The 17645-nt window shown below is 44.2% G+C and carries 17 protein-coding genes and 2 pseudogenes; 12 read left to right on the forward strand and 7 right to left on the reverse strand.

Annotated elements, in window-relative coordinates; all coding sequences use genetic code 11:
* The first annotated feature begins 351 nt into the window (after window positions 1-351).
* Window positions 352-1551 (forward strand): DegT/DnrJ/EryC1/StrS family aminotransferase, encoded by a 1200-nt coding sequence (locus F6J99_RS26175; RefSeq protein WP_293116719.1) that lies wholly within the window; start codon window positions 352-354, stop codon window positions 1549-1551.
* Between the two features lie 7 nt (window positions 1552-1558).
* Here the strand turns inward: F6J99_RS26175 and F6J99_RS26180 are convergent, their stop codons facing one another.
* The gene (locus F6J99_RS26180) at window positions 1559-1798 is read right to left on the reverse strand and encodes a hypothetical protein (RefSeq protein ID WP_293116721.1); all 240 of its coding nucleotides are present in this window, start codon (window positions 1796-1798) and stop codon (window positions 1559-1561) included.
* 169 nt (window positions 1799-1967) lie between these two features.
* Here F6J99_RS26180 and F6J99_RS26185 point away from each other — a divergent pair.
* The 8 genes and pseudogenes from F6J99_RS26185 to F6J99_RS26225 all read left to right on the forward strand — a co-directional run.
* Window positions 1968-2114: pseudogene (locus F6J99_RS26185) on the forward strand (IS4 family transposase); the annotation flags it as partial.
* Between the two features lie 340 nt (window positions 2115-2454).
* Window positions 2455-5511 carry a S8 family serine peptidase gene (locus F6J99_RS45720; RefSeq protein WP_365974209.1) on the forward strand — a complete coding sequence of 1019 codons (3057 nt, stop codon included), beginning with the start codon at window positions 2455-2457 and terminating at the stop codon, window positions 5509-5511.
* 33 nt (window positions 5512-5544) lie between these two features.
* Window positions 5545-5700 (forward strand): hypothetical protein, encoded by a 156-nt coding sequence (locus F6J99_RS26200; protein WP_008179625.1) that lies wholly within the window; start codon window positions 5545-5547, stop codon window positions 5698-5700.
* 94 nt (window positions 5701-5794) lie between these two features.
* On the forward strand, window positions 5795-6043 hold the full coding sequence (locus tag F6J99_RS26205) for a cyanobactin biosynthesis system PatB/AcyB/McaB family protein (RefSeq protein ID WP_293116724.1): 249 nt from the start codon (window positions 5795-5797) through the stop codon (window positions 6041-6043).
* A 93-nt stretch (window positions 6044-6136) separates the two neighbouring features.
* On the forward strand, window positions 6137-6673 hold the full coding sequence (locus tag F6J99_RS26210; protein ID WP_293116726.1) for a Nif11-like leader peptide family natural product precursor: 537 nt from the start codon (window positions 6137-6139) through the stop codon (window positions 6671-6673).
* Between the two features lie 135 nt (window positions 6674-6808).
* Window positions 6809-6991, forward strand: coding sequence for a hypothetical protein (locus tag F6J99_RS26215; RefSeq protein ID WP_070395721.1), 183 nt, complete (start codon window positions 6809-6811; stop codon window positions 6989-6991).
* A gap of 404 nt (window positions 6992-7395) precedes the next feature.
* On the forward strand, window positions 7396-8295 hold the full coding sequence (locus tag F6J99_RS26220; protein WP_293116730.1) for an SAM-dependent methyltransferase: 900 nt from the start codon (window positions 7396-7398) through the stop codon (window positions 8293-8295).
* Between the two features lie 36 nt (window positions 8296-8331).
* Window positions 8332-8649, forward strand: coding sequence for a hypothetical protein (locus tag F6J99_RS26225; protein WP_070395724.1), 318 nt, complete (start codon window positions 8332-8334; stop codon window positions 8647-8649).
* A gap of 301 nt (window positions 8650-8950) precedes the next feature.
* Here the strand turns inward: F6J99_RS26225 and F6J99_RS26230 are convergent, their stop codons facing one another.
* Window positions 8951-9115 carry a hypothetical protein gene (locus F6J99_RS26230; protein WP_293116733.1) on the reverse strand — a complete coding sequence of 55 codons (165 nt, stop codon included), beginning with the start codon at window positions 9113-9115 and terminating at the stop codon, window positions 8951-8953.
* 112 nt (window positions 9116-9227) lie between these two features.
* Between F6J99_RS26230 and F6J99_RS26235 the strand changes: the two genes are divergently transcribed.
* Both F6J99_RS26235 and F6J99_RS26240 read left to right on the forward strand, forming a co-directional pair.
* Window positions 9228-9608: a hypothetical protein gene (locus F6J99_RS26235; protein WP_293116736.1), complete on the forward strand. Its 381-nt coding sequence runs from the start codon at window positions 9228-9230 to the stop codon at window positions 9606-9608.
* A 44-nt stretch (window positions 9609-9652) separates the two neighbouring features.
* A complete protein-coding gene (locus F6J99_RS26240) occupies window positions 9653-10009 on the forward strand; it encodes a hypothetical protein (protein ID WP_293116739.1) in 357 nt (118 codons plus the stop codon).
* 708 nt (window positions 10010-10717) lie between these two features.
* Here the strand turns inward: F6J99_RS26240 and F6J99_RS26245 are convergent.
* Window positions 10718-11635, reverse strand: coding sequence for a polysaccharide deacetylase family protein (locus tag F6J99_RS26245; RefSeq protein ID WP_293116742.1), 918 nt, complete (start codon window positions 11633-11635; stop codon window positions 10718-10720).
* 141 nt (window positions 11636-11776) lie between these two features.
* Window positions 11777-13333: a bifunctional pantoate--beta-alanine ligase/(d)CMP kinase gene (locus F6J99_RS26250; RefSeq protein ID WP_293116744.1), complete on the reverse strand. Its 1557-nt coding sequence runs from the start codon at window positions 13331-13333 to the stop codon at window positions 11777-11779.
* Window positions 13334-13550: 217 nt separating this feature from the next.
* Between F6J99_RS26250 and F6J99_RS26255 the strand changes: the two genes are divergently transcribed.
* Window positions 13551-13772 carry a hypothetical protein gene (locus tag F6J99_RS26255; protein ID WP_293116747.1) on the forward strand — a complete coding sequence of 74 codons (222 nt, stop codon included), beginning with the start codon at window positions 13551-13553 and terminating at the stop codon, window positions 13770-13772.
* A 5-nt stretch (window positions 13773-13777) separates the two neighbouring features.
* On the opposite strand, the gene F6J99_RS26260 is transcribed toward F6J99_RS26255, so the two are convergent.
* From F6J99_RS26260 to F6J99_RS26270, 3 genes and pseudogenes are all read right to left on the reverse strand, one after another.
* On the reverse strand, window positions 13778-14515 hold the full coding sequence (locus tag F6J99_RS26260) for a septal ring lytic transglycosylase RlpA family protein (RefSeq protein WP_293116750.1): 738 nt from the start codon (window positions 14513-14515) through the stop codon (window positions 13778-13780).
* Window positions 14516-15450: 935 nt separating this feature from the next.
* Window positions 15451-16536, reverse strand: coding sequence for a septal ring lytic transglycosylase RlpA family protein (locus tag F6J99_RS26265; RefSeq protein WP_293116752.1), 1086 nt, complete (start codon window positions 16534-16536; stop codon window positions 15451-15453).
* A 546-nt stretch (window positions 16537-17082) separates the two neighbouring features.
* Window positions 17083-17520 (reverse strand): annotated as a pseudogene (locus tag F6J99_RS26270) (transposase); the annotation flags it as partial.
* Between the last annotated feature and the right edge of the window lie 125 nt (window positions 17521-17645).

Consider the following 17645-nt stretch of genomic DNA (forward strand, 5'->3'; position numbering starts at 1 on the left):
TCAACTTAACTCTATTGCGAGTATAGTTCTACGAGATTATAGGGGTTTCGAGCCACGATCAACGGATATACACCCAATGCACATTGGGAGCTATTTTTTATTGCATTTACCCTGGTTTAATTAGTTGAATTTAAGTAAAATTTAACTAATTAAATTGGCTATACCGAACTGGCTGTGTAAAAATGTTATAAAATTATTATATCAGTCCTAAATGATTCGTGAAATATATTGGCAAAAGCCATCGCTATAACCCTTGCCCAGCAACGATTCCAGATGCTGATTTTACAAATAAATGATTTAGGATTGCTGTAGTATAATCCTGATTGGGCGGTAATTTGAGTTTTTAATAGAATGATTTTTTCTAAAAACCCCATCCAATCAGAGCTAGTCGGGAATAAGCGCGGTTTTATAGACACTAGGTTCGGTAGAGCCAAAATTCCCTTTGAAGGGTATAGTCTTCGCTTTGAGTTTCTCAAAAACCAGATTCTTGAGTTATTTGACGAAGTCATTTTATCTGGAAAATATACAGGACGCGGAAATCGTGTTATTGCTCTTGAAAAATCGATAAAAGATTTATGGGGGACAACCGGAATTGCCACATCATCTGGAACTATCTCTTTGCAAATAGCACTCATGTGTGCTGGAATCAATCCAGGTGATGAAGTAATAGTGCCTTCATTAACATTTATTTCAACAGCTTATGCTGTAAATGCAGTCGGAGGTATTCCAGTATTTGTAGATATAGACCCCAAAACATTAACCATTAATCCAGATGCAGTCTTGGATTCTATTACTAGCAAAACCGTAGCTATTATCCCAGTACATATGTATGGGCAAATGGCTGATATGGACAGATTACTGGATATAGCTAAAAAGTACAATCTAAAAATTATTGAAGATTGCGCACAAGCACATGGGGCTACTTATCATGGCAACTATGCTGGTAGTATGGGAGATTTTGGTTGTTTTTCTTTCTATAATGGCAAAAATATAGGCGGATTAGAAGATGGTGGCATGATAACAATGCAAGATACAAAGAATGTATCACAAGTCCTTCGTTTATGTGATTTAGGTAGAATCCCTGGAAATCGTTATAATCACGAGGTGTTTGGGCTAAGAGGGCGTATGGGAGAGTTTACAGCCGCATTAATAAATTTAGAATTAAAATTCTTAGAAGAGTGGAACCAAGGTCGTAATTATATTGCTAATTATTACAACGCTCATTTTGAGGGTTTACCAATACAGATTCCTTTTGTTGATCCAGGGCGGACTCATGTTTATTATCTATACACTGTTATAACGGATTCAGTCCAGACAAGACAGAAATTAGAAGACCACTTAAATTCTGTTGGCATCGAAACTATGAGAATATATCCGAAATTGATTCCAGATCAACCTGTTTATCAAAATGGTTTACCTCATCGGGTAGGACGATTAACAATAGCAAAGCAAATCGTGGAAAAGTTATTATCTTTACCAGTCTATCCAGAATTGGAGATGACCGATCTTAACAGAATAGTTAAAGCAGTGCAGCAAGTATTTTGCCAGTAGTCGATAGTCATACCAAATCCCCTTGATTGAGGAGGTGTTCTTTGTAGGGCAATTTATCAAAAAGGTTGGTAATCGGAGTATACCTGAAAGGTGTTTGAGAGGGCTTCTGGACTATGGGAGCAAGCGTGAGGATGATTTTAGCGATAGCGGTGGCATTCTCGCTTACTTGAGTTAGGTTGGGAGCGATCGCGTTTCCTAAGAGCTGATTCGTAAATTCCCTGTAATCCTTGTAGGATAAGGCTTGCACTAAAATAGAACAATTGAACTATTTAATACCCAAAAAACAATCATAGCAAGTTGATGTAGGGTGGGCAGTGCCTCAGACAGATCATCAAGCTTGCAAAGGGCGTTGGTAGGCACTGCCCACCCTACTAATCAAGATATTGCTGATCCCGTAGCGTGCGCGTAGCGCATTTCTTTATCGACAGCAGGGGCAAATAGAATTGCTCTGGAAATTCCTCAAAATGCCTTTGAATTTGGATAGATTAATTACTAAGTATTGCAATGGAATTCGAATTAAAAATTCTGCGGATTTGATAGTTTATATCCTGTTACATTTAATCGAGAAATTTTAATTTTGAGATAATTTTTTAGAAACATTTCCAGGTTTACCAGGTAATATTTATATTGAAATACTGAGCCGATGTTGAGGTAATTTCCTGTCAATAGGAATCAACTTCTTCTTCTGTCTTAATGTCAAATTTTGTGAATGTATTCAACATTTCTTAATATATTCACCATTTCTTGAGAGGAGTGTATATAATTGCGATCGGGGTGAAAGCTATAGGGCGCTGCGCGGCAGTCGCTAAGGGATTCCAGCGCTAGTAGCTTCACTAAATCTCCCCTGAAGACGGGAGGTTAAAGGACTCCCTTCTCGCTAGCATTTCTCTGGATAAGCAATAGATGTTTAACTACTCAGCGTCAAAATTGCCTGGAATTCAATCTTTGTGGGATGAATCTATTGGGGATTCGCGCGTATGTGTAGCCGTTCTGGACGGATCAGTTGATCTATCTCATCCCAGCTTTCAAGGGGCCCAGCTAATCAAGCTGCCTACACTGGTTTCAGATGCTCCTGTGGGGAAGATGGCTAGTCATGGTACTCACATTGCCAGCGTAATTTTTGGGCAGCATGGTAGTCCAGTTCAGGGAATTGCCCCCGGTTGTCGTGGGCTGATTGTGCCAGTATTCTCTGATCGTCAGAATCGTTCACTGTTGCAAATAGACCTAGCTCGAGCAATTAATCAGGCAGTTGAACAAGGAGCTAATGTCATAAATATCAGTGGAGGCGAACTCAGTGAATCTGGTGCAGCAGACCCCATTTTGGAAAAAGCTGTCCGTCACTGTCATGAGAATGGTGTTTTAATCGTTGCAGCAGCGGGAAATAATGCCTGTGAATGTCTTCATGTTCCGGCAGCTTTGCCCTCGGTGCTGGCTGTGGGTGCAATGAATGACCAGGGATTGCCAATCGATTTTAGTAATTGGGGTCAGGCTTACCAAAACCAGGGAATCTTGGCTCCTGGTGAAAACATCTTGGGAGCCATGCTTGGTGGAGGTACCACCCTAAAATTTGGGACTAGCTTTGCGACTCCAATTGTATCTGGGCTGGTAGCACTGTTAATGAGCATCCAGCTCAAACGAGGAGAAAAACCCGATCCTCACTTCATCCGTCAGGCACTGCTTGAAAGTGCCTTACCTTGCCACCCAGATACAGTTCCAGATGCTCGTCGTTGTCTGGCAGGTCGTCTCAATATTCCTGGAGCATATGAGTTGATTACTAAAGGGGAAACACAAGAAATGTCCAATCAGAATTGGGAGGTGGAAAGAATGCAACCCAGTGAAGCCAGTAATTTGGGTTCGGCTGAATCGGCTTATCAGCAGCAAGTCTACGAAACGAGGGTTGTCCCCAGTGCTACTTCTGGACAAATGACTGTAGAAGCTACTGCACAGACTGCACCGGTTCAGCAGGCCATGCCCGTTCATCATGGGCAGATGGGAGTCGTTCCCGCTGCACAGACTGCACCGGTTCAGCAAGGGATGCCAGTTCACCCAGTTCATTATCAGCAGATGGGAGTGGTTCCCCCTGGCCATAATCAACCGGTTCAGCAAGGAATGCCGGTTCAACAGGGAATGCCGGTTCATTATCAGCAGATGGGAGTGGTTTCCGCTGGCTATAATCAACCGGTTCAGCAAGCCATGCCCGTTCATCCAGTTCATCATGGGCAGATGGGAGTCGTTCCCGCTGCTCACACTCCACCTATTCAGCAAGCCATGCCAGTTCAACAGGGAATGCCGGTTCATTATCAGCAGATGGGAGTGGTTCCCGCTGCTCACACTGCACCGGTTCAGCAAGGGATGCCAGTTAATTCAGTTCATCATGGGCAGATGGGAGTGGTTCCCGCTGCTTCCGTTCAACAGGGAATGCCGGTTCATTATCAGCAGATGGGAGTGGTTCCCGCTGCCTATAATGAACCGGTTCAGCAAGGGATGCCCGTTCATCCAGTTCATCATGGGCAGATGGGAGTGGTTCCCGCTGCTCACACTGCACCTATTCAGCAAGCCATGCCGGTTCAACAGGGAATGCCGGTTCATTATCAGCAGATGGGCGTCGTTCCCGCTGCTCACACTGCACCGGTTCAGCAAGGAATGCCAGTTCAACAGGGAATGCCAGTTCATTATCAGCAGATGGGCGTCGTTCCCGCTGCTCACACTGCACCGGTTCAGCAGGCCACGCCGGTTCAACAGGGAATGCCGGTTCATTATCAGCAGATGGGAGTCGTTCCCGCTGCTCAGACTGCACCGGTTCAGCAGGCCACGCCGGTTCAACAGGGAATGCCGGTTCATTATCAGCAGATGGGTGCGGTACCCGCTATGACTGCTAACACCGTTGCTTCTAGTAGGGTTACCCCCAGCGGTGTCGTCCCTTCCATGGGATGTGGCTGTGATAGTGGGTCAAAGGCTTTGGTTTACGCAATCGGCACCATTGGCTATGACTTTGGCACAGAGGCTCGTCAAGATAGCTTTAAGCAGCTGATGCCCTTAGTGGATTCTCAAAACGTTAATAGAGAAGTTTCAGCAGAGAATGAAAATACTGAGACTGCTGTTCCTGCTAATCCATTTGATGTGAGGCAGATGACTAACTATCTTCTGGGTACTCCCATACTCGATGGCAATGGTGATCTGCAGCTAGATAGCCAGAACGACTATGAAGTCCGCCGTAATGAGGGAACAGACAACCTATCAGAAACTCAATCCCTGATTTGGACATTGAATCTAGAGCTGACCCCCATTTATGCTATTGAGGCCAAAGGTCCATCTGCTCAATTGGTGTACAAGCAATTGAGCAAGTTTCTAGAGGGGCAGGCTTTGCCACAAATTGCCCAGAACGATTACAACAAAGGATACATCGATAAAGTTTCAGTCCCAGGAATCTTAACAGGTAAAACCGTTCAACTATTCTCTGGTCAAGTTGTTCCTGTACTTGAACTGTATAATCTGCGAGGACTGTACGGTTGGCACATTGAGATCTTAATCCAGGATGTCATTAACGCAGTTATGGCAGGCGGCATAGATGAAAGCCTGTCGAATCAATTGATTGAGGCGACCGATTATGCATTAAGAGCGTTTCTACAACGCATTTACTACGATCTGCGTAATCTTGGTCAAACCTCCCAAGAACGTGCTTTCAACTATGCCGCGACCAATGCATTTCAGTTTGCAGATGCCTTAGTGACTGTACTACAGACTTCGTCGAGTTCAAGTGCTGGCTCTATGCAGCTTGATACCATTGGGGTTGAACGAAGTCCCTTCTGCCGAGTCGATTCAGACTGCTGGGATGTCAAGCTTAAGTTCTTTGACCCAGAAAACGATAGACGAGCCAAAAAAATCCTGCGATATACAATTGATGTCAGCGATATTATGCCGGTGACCATGGGTCAACCCAGAATTTGGGATGCCCTCTAGTCAGATATTTTTTTTAAAAAAGGAGAAACGGCCATGAAATGTCCTAAGCAAGCTGTACCTGTTCAACGTCCTTCCACCTCAGCAGCAATATCTAACGAGAAAGGGGTTAAACCTAGCACTACTGCCTTTGAGGAAATCCTGAGAGGGACATCAGGTGCATCAGGCTTGGAAGTAACCCTCAAATTCTGAGTCCAAATTGATTGGATTTGATGAGGCAAACTGGTCTGTGCTAGGTAGTTACAGACCCATCAACAAAGGTAAACATCCATGACGCGATCAAGTTATGAAACTACCGAAGCAATCTGTACCCGTTAAAAGACCAGACCTGATTGACCCTTCCACAACAGTAGACCTGCAAATATTAATAGATGCAGGGGCAGTGGATGAGTTGCGCAATCTTAAATTTGATTTACTTCATGGTGCCAACTATAACAATCCCATGAGATTCTTGATGCCAGCCAACTTCTGTGGCTGTCAGATATTCTCTGGACAGTCAAGAGCAAGATGCTCAACTACCTGTGGTGGGCTTTAGAGTTGAAGTATTGCTTAGCTTAGAAGTTGAGCGCCGATTTGATGGTGTTGGCTCGACTAACTAACTCCAGGATTCAACTTATTAAGAAAAGCCATGAATATTCACCAGGCAATTTATCGAACAATAGCCAAAAAAAAAAGCAAACCTCCGATTACCTCAGAACCTGAACCGACGGTTAAACTGACTGAAATTGTTGACAAATTCCTGGCAAAGCTACAGAAACAAAGCAACCTGCAACATTTTTCCTGGGTTGTTCAAAACGACCCTAATCTGGTAGCAGAACTGAACAAGATAACGGATAAAGGTGCCTTTGTCGAACAATTGCTGGCTCTCGCCAAAACTCAGGGTGGTTACAACTTTACCGCTCAAGATGTGATGACAATGCCTGGATCGTGGAGTGCTAATTCTGTTGAGGAGCTGATCTCAGCATTTTACACCTTGGCCCAGGGAAGCCTGGAACACTTTTTGACAGATGTTAAAAAATCTCCAGCCTTGCAACAAACGTTAAATGAGAACCTACAGACAACAACTGACAAAGGCCACCTTGCACAAGTCCTAGTCAAACTCGGTAAAGCAGAAGGTTATTCCTTTACAGCAGAAGATGTTGAAGAGGTCGCACAGGGAATCTGATTAAACTTGATTCAGGAGACACGGTGATGGAACTTCCCATTCAAGCTGGGCATGTCCCCCCTTGGTAAGGGTATATGTTAGGCGAAAACTCACATCTAATCAAGTAAGTAACAGCCCACTTCAGGAGAAATAATCATGAAATTACCGAAACAAACTGCACCCATTCAACGAAAAGTTTCCGGGACTACCCTGTCCTTGAATAATGGTGTCAATGGTGTTGAAGCTAGTGACCCTATAGATGACGTTGTTAAAGTTACAGAGGCTGTAGCTCCAATTGTAACTCCAGTTTTAACCGCAGCTATAGGCTCTCTTATCTAGCACTAATTGTCTCCTAGGAATGATCCTTCAGGAGCCTGTATAAATAGAGCCTTAAGAATTAAAACAGACAGCCAATAAAAATAGAAAGGAGAAACATCATGAAATTGCCTATCTCAGCAAAACCAATAAACAGAGATTCCCTATTTGTAGGTTCCTCGAATCAAAAAAACGGTATTAAAGCAAGCCAACTAGGTACATGCTTTGATAACCAAGGTATAAACATGGGAACAAATAACTTTAATCAAGTGGCTTGTTGTGCCCGACGTGATACAAAGAATGGGGGTTTTTGGCTACCGCAGGGGGGCGGAATACCAGTTAATTGTTAAGTTGTAGTTAAAATCGAACGGGATTGTGGGGCGTGGAGTTACCCTCAATCCCGTTTAAAATTTAAGCCCAACAAATCAATGAATTCTGCTTCTTTACCCGTTCAAGACATCTCTGATACGGCCTTCCTGACAGCCTTCTATCGGGTTCTGGAGAGCGATCGCCCAGACGCTCATTTTCAGGATCCCTATGCCCGGATTTTGGCGGGAACTCGAGGAAAGCAGGTCTTGCAGCAAATGCCCCAGCAGGAGGCCCACGCACCTGGGTGTATCGTGCGCACCTGTGTTATGGACGAGTTGATTATCCAGAGTATTGAACTAGAGGGAGTCGATGCAGTTCTGAACTTAGGAGCAGGACTTGATACCCGTGCCTACCGTCTGCCTTTACCAGCTTCACTCCTGTGGATCGAGATTGACTTTCCTACTGTCTTAGACTACAAAGCTAGTAAACTGGCTGGCATCAAGCCGGGGTGTATACTCAAATCTGTTCCCCTTGACGTGACCAATTCCCAGGCCAGGCAGCGCCTTTTTCGGGACATTGGCTCTGAGACAAAAAAGGTACTGATCGTAACGGAAGGGCTGCTTGTCTATCTGAATCCTGAGCAAGTTGCAGCCCTAGCTAGGGATTTGTGGGCACAGCCCCAGTTTAGTTGGTGGCTCACGGATCTGGCTTCCCATAGTGGGTTGCAGCTCATCCAAAACAGTCTGGATCAAGCTACAGCTAATGGTGAAGCCAAGCTTCAATTCGCTCCTGCCGAGGGGACAAACTTTTTTTGGCAATTAGGTTGGGAAACTACTGAATTTCGTTCTCTCCTAGAAGAAGGACAGCGTTTGCAGCGTTTAGACCTGCCTGAGGCACTGCTGGCGTTATTATCGTCCCCAGAACATCAAGAAAGTTTGCGCCAGTTATTTGGCTTTGCTTTGCTGAGGCGATCAGAAAGTGGAAGGGAATCATTCCTAACTGACTCTGTTTCTGTCTAACCATTGACAAATTAACTAAAACAAGGAGCAATAAACATGAAACTTCCAGTTCAATTTAAGCCCGTTAGCCGGGGCTCCTTAGGAAAAACTTATTTAGGCTTCAAGACTGGTATTAAGCCAAGTCAACAAGGTACCTGTTATATAGGTGTTGATGGCAACGGGAACTATGAAAATGCTGAGGGAAATTTAACCCCAGAAACCTGCTGTAGCAGGAGATCGCGCAATGGTCATTCAAATGCATGGCGTTCCCAGAATAACATTAGGGTAGCTTGCCCAGTAACTAATGATTGTGGGGCGTGTCTAAACCAGCCAGGCGGTACCTACCGTATCTGCAGACAAAACGGGTCTTGTTAAAGCATAAATAACTTTTCACTACACATCTATAATTCATTACTGGATCAATAGAGGAATTGGCTAGTCCTACCCTTCTAAACCAGTTAATCATCAAGTAGTTCTGTAAGGTGGGCACTTCTGCTGAATTTCCTCAATTTGGGCAATATTGCTAACCAGAAGTTGCCCACCATTTCTGCAGAAAGCAAAGTACACCACTAGGGCACCTCGATTAATTACCTTATTGCAAGTTCTAGAAGGCTGTATCCCCTGAAAATAAGTTTCCATTCTCAACAAGACTGGAATTTTTCGAGGCGTTCAATACTTAGTTAGGGATATGCAGATTAATAGCATACCCTTTGTAAGGGCAAAAGCCTTTACCCCCACCAGCAGATAGTTCTGTTGGTGGGGTATTATTTAATTGCATATGCTTTGAGTCCGTCTTGAAATGTAATCCCAACAAATCAATGAGTTCTGCTTCCTTACCCATTCAAGACATCTCTGATGATACAGTATTCCTCACAGGGTTCTATCAGGAATAATATAAAGTCTGGTTGAACACCCTTAATAAAATCCAAAATCCCAGATAGGTAAAAAAGAGCATGAAACTTCCAAATCAAGCTTCACCCGTCAGGAGATTTGTTGTCCAGAACTATTCAGGTGTACAAGAGACCCTAGAGGAAGTAGCTAGCCAAAGGAACTCTTGGGAGTTGAAGCTAAAGCTGAAAAAAGAAAATGATTCCTCCTCTCCCTTCAAAGATATCAAGAAAACATTTGAGAATGGTGCAAAATCTGAGTTGGAGGAAGTTTCATCTGGGCAAAGCAGTACTCAGGAAACCCCTAACCCCATTCCTGAACCTCCTGATCAGATTCAGGAATACCCCAGTGATACTGGAGTTTGGACAAAATTGGGAAGGATTCTGCAACACCTAGCGATGCCAGCAATTTCCCGTCCGTCCGACTCTTCTGGCAGGGTAGTTTGAACACCCTTAATGAAATCCAAAATCTCAGAAGGGAAAAAAACAGCATGAAACTTCCAAATCAAGCTTCACCCGTCAGGAGATTGGTTGTCCAGAACTATTCAGGTGTACAAGAGACCCTAGAGGAAGTAGCTAGCCAAAGTAACTCTTGGGAGTTGAAGCTAAAAAAAGAAAATGATTCGTCCTCTCCCTTCAAAGATGCCGAGGAAACATTGGAGGAAGTTTCATCTGAGGGAAGTAGTACTAAGGAAACCCCTAACCCAATTCCTGAGCCTCTTGATCAGGAGGTTCAGGAATACCCAATTCCTGAACCTCCTGATCAGATTCAGGAATACCCCAGTGATACTGCACTTTGGACAAAACTTTGTAACTTCTTTTCCTGCATCAAAAATCCCCCCATCTAATATCAAGTCTGGTTGAATACCCATAATTAAGGAGATAGTGGGGAGGGTGGGGAGGGTGGGAGGTGTGGGGAGATGGGGAGATAGGGAGATGGGGGGATGGGGAGATGGGGGGATGGGGAGATTTTTATTAAGGGTAATTATCCCGACATGATATAAGTCAGGGTAAACCCATCTAATTTGGTAGAAATTGTAACATACAAAAATCTGATTAACTTTTTTAATTCGAATAAATCCCATCCTAAAGCGGTGCGACAAGGCGCGAGGTTTCCAACTCCTAGGTCGCCGCTCCGCGAACGCCAAGGGAACGGGCACCAAGAGAGGCAGTTTTTTTGTTCAAAGTCAACGAATTTTCCGCTGACTTTGAACAGAAATCAAAGGAGGATTTGCGTACACAACCAGAATGTAGAGTACTCTCAAATTGACCAAGGATAACAGGGCAAATAATTGATAATGAATCGGGCTTATTGAGAATAAACAGGTTGATTATGGATTTTTGATACTATTGTTTACTTTTTGACTGTAATTTTTAATACAAATTTATAGGCATTTAACCTGGGGGAAAAGTCCATCAGCCCAAGACTATGAATCCCTGGCAGCAGACGTAAAAGAGATTAAACAAAGGCTTACCTGTTTTATTAAAAAGCTGACGGCTGACGGCTGATAGCTGAATGCTTACCTAAGGATTAACCGTTGATAAATAATGACATGTCACTTCTGTTCTTTTTGTGCCATCTCCAACTCTTGTTGTGCCATCTCCAACAATTCCGGTACGGTCACAAACTGGTAACCCTGCTTTCTCAATTCAGTAATAATTACCGGTAAAGCTCGTATCGTCTTAGAACGATTGCCGCCACCATCGTGGAGTAGCACAATTCCTCCCGGTTTTGCTCTGCGGAGCACATTATAGGTCAACCGACGTTGGTTTACCGAGTAATCCTCTGAGTCAGCTGACCATTTTACAATCACGTAATTTTTTTTTCGGGCGTAAGCCACTAAGCCATTGTTCATGATCCCCCCAGGGGGTCTAAACAAAGAGGTCTTAACGTTAATAGTTTTGTAAATCCGTGCTGTGGTGTTATCAATTTCCTTAGCAGCTGCTAAAGGATTATGATAATAATAAGCATGGTTCCAACTATGGTTGCCAAGAGCATGACCATGGTCCACAATTTTCTGAAGCTCTTGTGGATATAGATAAACATTTCTCCCTACCACGAAGAAAGTTGCCTTAACATTATATTTTTTAAGGATGTGTAGCACATCGTTGGTCATCTTCGGCCAAGGACCATCGTCAAAGGTCAAAGCAATGACTTTCTGTGGAGTTTTAAGCTCAACTTCCTCGATATATTTTCCCCGAAATTGCGGAGGAACATAGTTAATCCGCTTGCCTCTCTCTTGCTCTGCCCATTTAGCAATACCTTGCTCCAAAGCTTTATCTGGCTGCTTAGTTAACGTTTCAACTTTCTTTGAGTCAGTTTGCTGCTGTGGCATTTGCCTAGTGATTAGTGCAGCAATATTTTGGTTAGCCCATCGACCTGTTTTCAAGCTGTAGGCAGCCATACAACTTAGAAGAGCAGCAATTATAATCCATGTACTGCGCGACCAGAATAAGCCCTCACGTTTTGCCAAAATTGGTCTCCTTTGCTCCTGCAAAAATACCAGGAAAGTAAATTATCATCTTTAACTAACCATCATCTTATAGAGTGGTGGCTAGCTGTTGCCTAATTGTCTGTTTAATTGTCTGTTTAATTGTCTGTTTAACATTAGCGGTCAGCTATCTGGTGACAATTGCTGATAGTAGATATTAACAAGACAATCGGTAACTTGTGCAATACTCATACCATCGGTTTGTACTTCAATAGCATCAGCTGCCTTGCGCAAGGGGGCTACAGCACGGGTGCTGTCCTTCAGGTCGCGCTGTTGAATCTCCTGCTCCAGCTGTTCTAAGCTCACCTCTTGCCCCCGGTTTTTCAGGTCTTGCTGACGGCGGCGTGCCCTTTCTTGGACAGAAGCTGTTAAGAATAGTTTGACTTCTGCATTGGGAAAGACATGGGTGCCAATGTCACGACCTTCAGCCACTACTCCTCCTTGACGACCCCAGCGTTGTTGTTGTTTGAGTAACTCACGGCGTACTGAACTCAGGGCAGCCACCGTAGAAACTTTGGCAGTAACGGACTGTGAACGAATGACCTGGGTAACTTCTTCTCCATCAACCCACACCTGAATCCCAGACTCTCCTGGTTGATTATTACTCAGATTAATTGTACACTTACTGACTAATTCTGCGATCGCAGGCTCATCCTCCAAGTCAATACCTGCTTTGAGCACCCGCCATGTCACAGCCCGGTACATAGCACCAGTATCAAGATACATCAATCCTAATTCTTTGGCTACCAAACGGCTAACGGTAGATTTTCCAGCTCCAGCCGGACCATCAATGGCCACAATTGGTTTACGGTGGGACAGGAGTATATTGTCAATTAAACGAGTTGTACCTAAGTGAACTGCGATCGCTAATAATCCTTGCTCTTCAACCTGTTCGAGGGGGGTCAGAGTAACAGGATGTACTAATTCCACATACTCGACCTGGATATCCTGGGTTCCAGCTAATTCTGACCTAACCCTCTCAATCAGATTGATGCGATCGCATAATCCACCTTGAAACGCTTTCTGAGCACTAAGCAACCCTTTATAGAGTAATGATGCTTGGGATTTTTGCTCTGGTGTCAGGTATTGATTGCGAGAACTACACGCCAGTCCCGACTTTTCCCGCACAATCGCACAAGGCACAATGGTCACTGGTAACTTAAAATCTGCCACCACACGCTGAATGATTGCCAACTGTTGGGCATCCTTTTGACCAAAATAGGCTCTGTTTGGTCGTACCAGATTCAACAGCTTAACCACGACAGTTGCCACACCCTGAAAAAAACCAGGACGAGAGACACCACATAGGACAGAAGTCATGGTTTTAGGTGGAATCACTTGAGTCAATTCATCACCCTTGTCCGCAGTGGGCATTGGATTGTCACCATACAACTGATCCACAGTGGGAGCAAAAATTGCATCAACTCCAATCTGTTGGCAAAGTTCTTGATCCTGAGCCAATCCACGGGGGTACTCCTGAAAATCCTCTGTCGGTGCAAACTGAAGAGGATTAACAAAAATGCTAACAATGACCAGAGAATTTTCTCGTCTTGCCCGCTCAATTAAGCTTAAGTGACCCTTGTGCAAGGCTCCCATAGTGGTTACCAGACCCACTTCCTTGCCAGGACCTTGACGTTCTAAGTAGCAGTGTAATCCAGCAGTTGTTGTAAACAGGTGCATAAGACTCTAGAGTTTAGATTCATCCGCGCTTATGCCCCACGTCCGCACCGTTCGCGTAGCGGCTCCGTAGGAGCAAGGTCGGCGTGGGATGAATGGCGGACAGGAACTTTGATACTTTGTTTGTTACCGTCTATACTGAAAATAGTAGGGTAATAAAATTAAGAGCTAACCGCCACCTACTAACTGCAAATACTAACTGAAAATAGAACGAGTTGTATTGTTCCGGTGCGGAGGGGCATCCCGTGTCGTCAATAAAGCTTGCCGAGTATCCGTTCGCGCAGCGTCGGCGAAAGCCGATACCGTTGGGTGGAGTTGGCAAGAAGCCAACACTGTAATCTCTGATTCAGTGTTGGAGTATGTCACCAACATAGTCTTAATAAATAGAAACCTCCAAGAATTACTTGACAATTCTTGGATATTTCTATTAACTAATAACTAATTAATTCAATAAAGAATTTCTATATGCACAGGCCCAGTGCCAGACCTGACCAATCCAATTATTCTGGCAGCTCCTCTGGACAAATCAATAATCCGACCCCTGACATTTGGTCCACGGTCATTAATCCGGACAATGACGGAGCGACCATTTCTGAGATTAGTCACTTTGACTCTAGTGCCAAACTGCAAGGTACGATGAGCAGCAGTCAGAGCATATTGATTGAATCTTTCGCCACTAGCAGTGCGCCTGCCATGAAAAGCTGAACCATACCAAGAAGCTACCCCCCTTACACTCCATCGCACTCGGCGACGGCTACGCCTTGCAATCGTTGGTACTGTTAGTGGTTGCCATGTCTGTGCTGAAGCACTGCTTTTGTTGAGAGAAGAAGCATAGCCGATAAGCATAGCGTTTCCTTGGAGATTAGAATCCGGAGAAGCTATTTTCTCTTCTGACTTTGGAATCCCGTCAGTAGTGATTAGCTCAGGCGCTGGTAAGCTTAAACTAGCAAGAGTTCTATATTGAGCTGGAAACTCGGCAACATCAAACATCTGCACTTGTTGACTTGAAAGTTTGTCAGCATCTTGAATTGTGGGAGATTTCCCCCCTGCCATCAGTGGTAAGTCAGGGCTATCTTTAGCTGTGTAGTCAAAGCCCTTAGCTGATGAAATATCAGTTGATAACAACGTACCCAAAACTGTTGTTATCAAAGAACCAGTGATGCAACTCCAACTTTTTTGAGTCATAGTTAGGTAGATAAAACATTATTATTCCAGGCATTTTGGTGCTAAATTAATCTAAATTAGCACTCAAAATTGCCCTGGATTTACTTGCTTAAAGTAAACTTGTTTAATATTACACTACTAACCAAATACTATTATAAAGTTTAGAATAATAAATTCAAGTTTAGTACTACTTAAAATCCTCAAGCGAGCGAATTATTTTTGTTTACGAATAACTCAAACTTAAGCCAGGAGTGAAGTTATATATTTTTAAAGTTTAGTTAAAGTTGGAGTTTCTGAAAAAGCGATGCCTCAGGTGTGACCCGTGGCGAATTTAATTCGCCTACGGAAAACGCACCATTACGGTCTTGGGGAGGCAGCGCGGTCTTGGGGGTTCCCCCGGAGACGAAACCTTAGATAGGGTCGCCTTTATAGTTAGCAGGTTATGCAGAAAAGGGTTAAATATTTGTTAATAGCGATGCAGCAAGGGAACAGGGGGTTTCCCCCACTCGCGCTTTGCATGGCTGACAAGGCGACCCTATCTTACGGTAACTTCAAACCATGAGCGACTGCCGTGGTTTCCCCCATGAGCGACTGCATCAAGACAAATAATTAAGCTGTGGCGCATTTAAATTGCCTATTTTTGAGTCAGCGTGAAAAACCCCACAACCCTCTCTCCTCCGCCTGAGCGACCCTACCTTTTTTTCGTTCAATAGATAAATTAGAAGCCTCATAGCTTAGTTGGGCTTAGGCTATCCACTTAAACAATAAGCATTCAGCCTAGGGCATTAGCTGAATGCTTACTTTAAGCAGAGACACAGATGATACTGATACTAATTCTTGTCTCTAGCTGCAACAAATTTTTTTTCACCTTTGGAAATGGGAAATGGGGAATGGGGAATTGGATTACGATTAGCCATTACCCATTAGCCATTACCCATTTCCGTTAAAGATTGAAGTTAATATAAAACCTCTAGACGCACAGCAGCAGTGCCAGATCTTTCAACTCCGATAACTCGGGCTGCTGCTCTGGAAAGGTCAATAACGCGATTTCTGCTGTGCGGTCCACGGTCATTAATTCGCACAATGACGGAGCGACCATTTCTCATGTTAGTCACCCGCACCCTAGTCCCAAACCGCAAGGTACGATGAGCAGCAGTCAGGGCGTATTGATTAAATCGCTCACCACTGGCAGTGCGGCGGCCATGGAAACCTGGACCATACCATGAAGCCATACCCCTCATCTGACTTCTTACTCGCCGACGAGTGGTACTCCTAGCTACTTTCTGTACTGTTCGTGGTTTTGGTGCTGGCGGTAAGTCCGCAATTTCTTTGAGAGGGGGAGCGTAACCGATCAGCCTTCGCAATCGATTAGTAGCTTGTAGAGCATCTTCAGCCAGGTCTTTGGTGGTATCTGGCAGAATTGTATTCTCATCAACTTTGACTAATTCTTCGCCATTGACTTGGATGCTGTAGCTTTTGTAGGAACCATTCCAACGGACAGTGATTGACTCAGCATTGACATTGTTGCCATGAAGTTCATTGATCCGAGCAGCAACCACTTGAGCCCGCCGGATTGAATCATTTTCTGACCCATTCGCATCCGATATCGTAGCGTTGCCTGGGGCAACAGAAGACGGAGTTGCTATCTTTTCAACCTCAGTAGCAACTATGTCTTTGGTAGGGTCAGCATTGATTTCCTGTGAACCTAGGAAAGTCAGAACAGGAATACTACGGACATACAGTGTAGCTGCCTGACGTCCTGCAAGTTCATAAGCATAAATATTGGTAATGATTTCATCAGGTTTAGCAGTTCTCAGTTGCTCTGGAAACTCAGCCACTTGAAACTCTGGTGTTGGCTGAGCTGGTAGTTTTTCTATTGCTGCAGTTGCGCTAGATGGCAATTCTTCTGCCAGTTGAGCATCAGAATTTCCTGTCACAGTCTGAGTAACTGTCTCAGCAGATGAGACAGGAATTGATATTGTTGCACCGAGAACTGTTGTTAGGACAGAAACGGTGATGCCACCCCAAATTTTTTCATTCATAGGTCTGTAGTCTAAGATAATTGGCAGTTTTAGGCATTATGGTGCTGCAACAAACGCAGTAACATAACTTAAACTTGCCCATTAACTCCTCACAAATGGTTATTTCCTCACAAATGGTTATTAGTTAGATCACTAATAATCCTGAAACAGACTACCATGAACTTTCTGATGGTGGAATCCCCATGTTATGAAGCTGTTACTAATAAATTGTCAAAATCGACGGTTGTAGATTCACCACAAACTAAGTTATAATAGCAGTTATAGCATTTGTGAACTTTTTGTGAAGTAACGCCAATAATAGTTAATTCTTATCAATCCCATCAAGATCTGTGAAATAACTAATGAATCAGCTTCAACAAATTTCCGACCTAAAGTAAACTTGAATACAGACTAGGTGCAAGCAATTCTGGTAAAGAAGGGCACTTACCACAGCGTTTACCACGGCGCTTACCACGGCGCTTACCACGACCTTCCTCAACACACTACTGATCTCACCCTATTTGCCCCCTAGGTCTTGATCGACGCTACGCTTTGACACTCCCCGTCCTAAAGGAGCGGGGATTCTTCAATCAACGACCCAGCTTGCTCAATCAGGCCGGAACCAGAAAGAGTAGAGGCTAAATCTCCTGAAGCGTTTCGGGGAACCCGTTCGCGTAGCGTGGCCTACGGCCTCCGCTACGCGAACGGGTCGATAACCCAAGTTCCGACGTGCCCCGTCGTACTTATAGCTCTGTTTCGGATATTAATAGCGGCATTGTGATCTCTATCTAACTGGCAACCACATTTACAGGTGTGGGTTCTAGTAGATAGGGACTTTTTGACAACCTCGCCGCAATCAGAGCAACTCTGGCTAGTATAGGCAGGATTTACTGCAACAGTTATCCGACCAAGCTTAACTCCAAAATGCTCTAACCATTTCCTGAATTGATACCAACCTGCGTCATTAATAGACTTGGCGAGACAGTGATTTTTTACTAGATTCTTATTAAACTAAGCCAGTGAGTCACCTCACTGACTCGTCTTCAAAACCGGACGTGAGAGTTTCCCCTCATCCGGCTCCTCGTGATAGGAACCATTTTTTCATTGGTACCTCTTTACACTAGAACGGG

The organism is Moorena sp. SIO4G3, assembly GCF_010692305.1.
In the GTDB taxonomy this organism is placed as follows: Bacteria; Cyanobacteriota; Cyanobacteriia; order Cyanobacteriales; family Coleofasciculaceae; genus Moorena; species Moorena producens_A.

Excerpts from the sequence above, each read along its gene's own strand:
- F6J99_RS26175 (WP_293116719.1), top strand. The coding sequence starts at position 352 with ATGATTTTTTCTAAAAACCCCATCCAATCAGAGCTAGTCGGGAATAAG.
- F6J99_RS45720 (WP_365974209.1), top strand. The coding sequence starts at position 2,455 with ATGTTTAACTACTCAGCGTCAAAATTGCCTGGAATTCAATCTTTGTGG.
- F6J99_RS26200 (WP_008179625.1), top strand. The coding sequence starts at position 5,545 with ATGAAATGTCCTAAGCAAGCTGTACCTGTTCAACGTCCTTCCACCTCA.
- F6J99_RS26205 (WP_293116724.1), top strand. The coding sequence starts at position 5,795 with ATGAAACTACCGAAGCAATCTGTACCCGTTAAAAGACCAGACCTGATT.
- F6J99_RS26210 (WP_293116726.1), top strand. The coding sequence starts at position 6,137 with ATGAATATTCACCAGGCAATTTATCGAACAATAGCCAAAAAAAAAAGC.
- F6J99_RS26215 (WP_070395721.1), top strand. The coding sequence starts at position 6,809 with ATGAAATTACCGAAACAAACTGCACCCATTCAACGAAAAGTTTCCGGG.
- F6J99_RS26220 (WP_293116730.1), top strand. The coding sequence starts at position 7,396 with ATGAATTCTGCTTCTTTACCCGTTCAAGACATCTCTGATACGGCCTTC.
- F6J99_RS26225 (WP_070395724.1), top strand. The coding sequence starts at position 8,332 with ATGAAACTTCCAGTTCAATTTAAGCCCGTTAGCCGGGGCTCCTTAGGA.
- F6J99_RS26230 (WP_293116733.1), bottom strand. The coding sequence starts at position 9,115 with ATGGGTAAGGAAGCAGAACTCATTGATTTGTTGGGATTACATTTCAAG.
- F6J99_RS26235 (WP_293116736.1), top strand. The coding sequence starts at position 9,228 with ATGAAACTTCCAAATCAAGCTTCACCCGTCAGGAGATTTGTTGTCCAG.
- F6J99_RS26240 (WP_293116739.1), top strand. The coding sequence starts at position 9,653 with ATGAAACTTCCAAATCAAGCTTCACCCGTCAGGAGATTGGTTGTCCAG.
- F6J99_RS26250 (WP_293116744.1), bottom strand. The coding sequence starts at position 13,333 with ATGCACCTGTTTACAACAACTGCTGGATTACACTGCTACTTAGAACGT.
- F6J99_RS26260 (WP_293116750.1), bottom strand. The coding sequence starts at position 14,515 with ATGACTCAAAAAAGTTGGAGTTGCATCACTGGTTCTTTGATAACAACA.
- F6J99_RS26265 (WP_293116752.1), bottom strand. The coding sequence starts at position 16,536 with ATGAATGAAAAAATTTGGGGTGGCATCACCGTTTCTGTCCTAACAACA.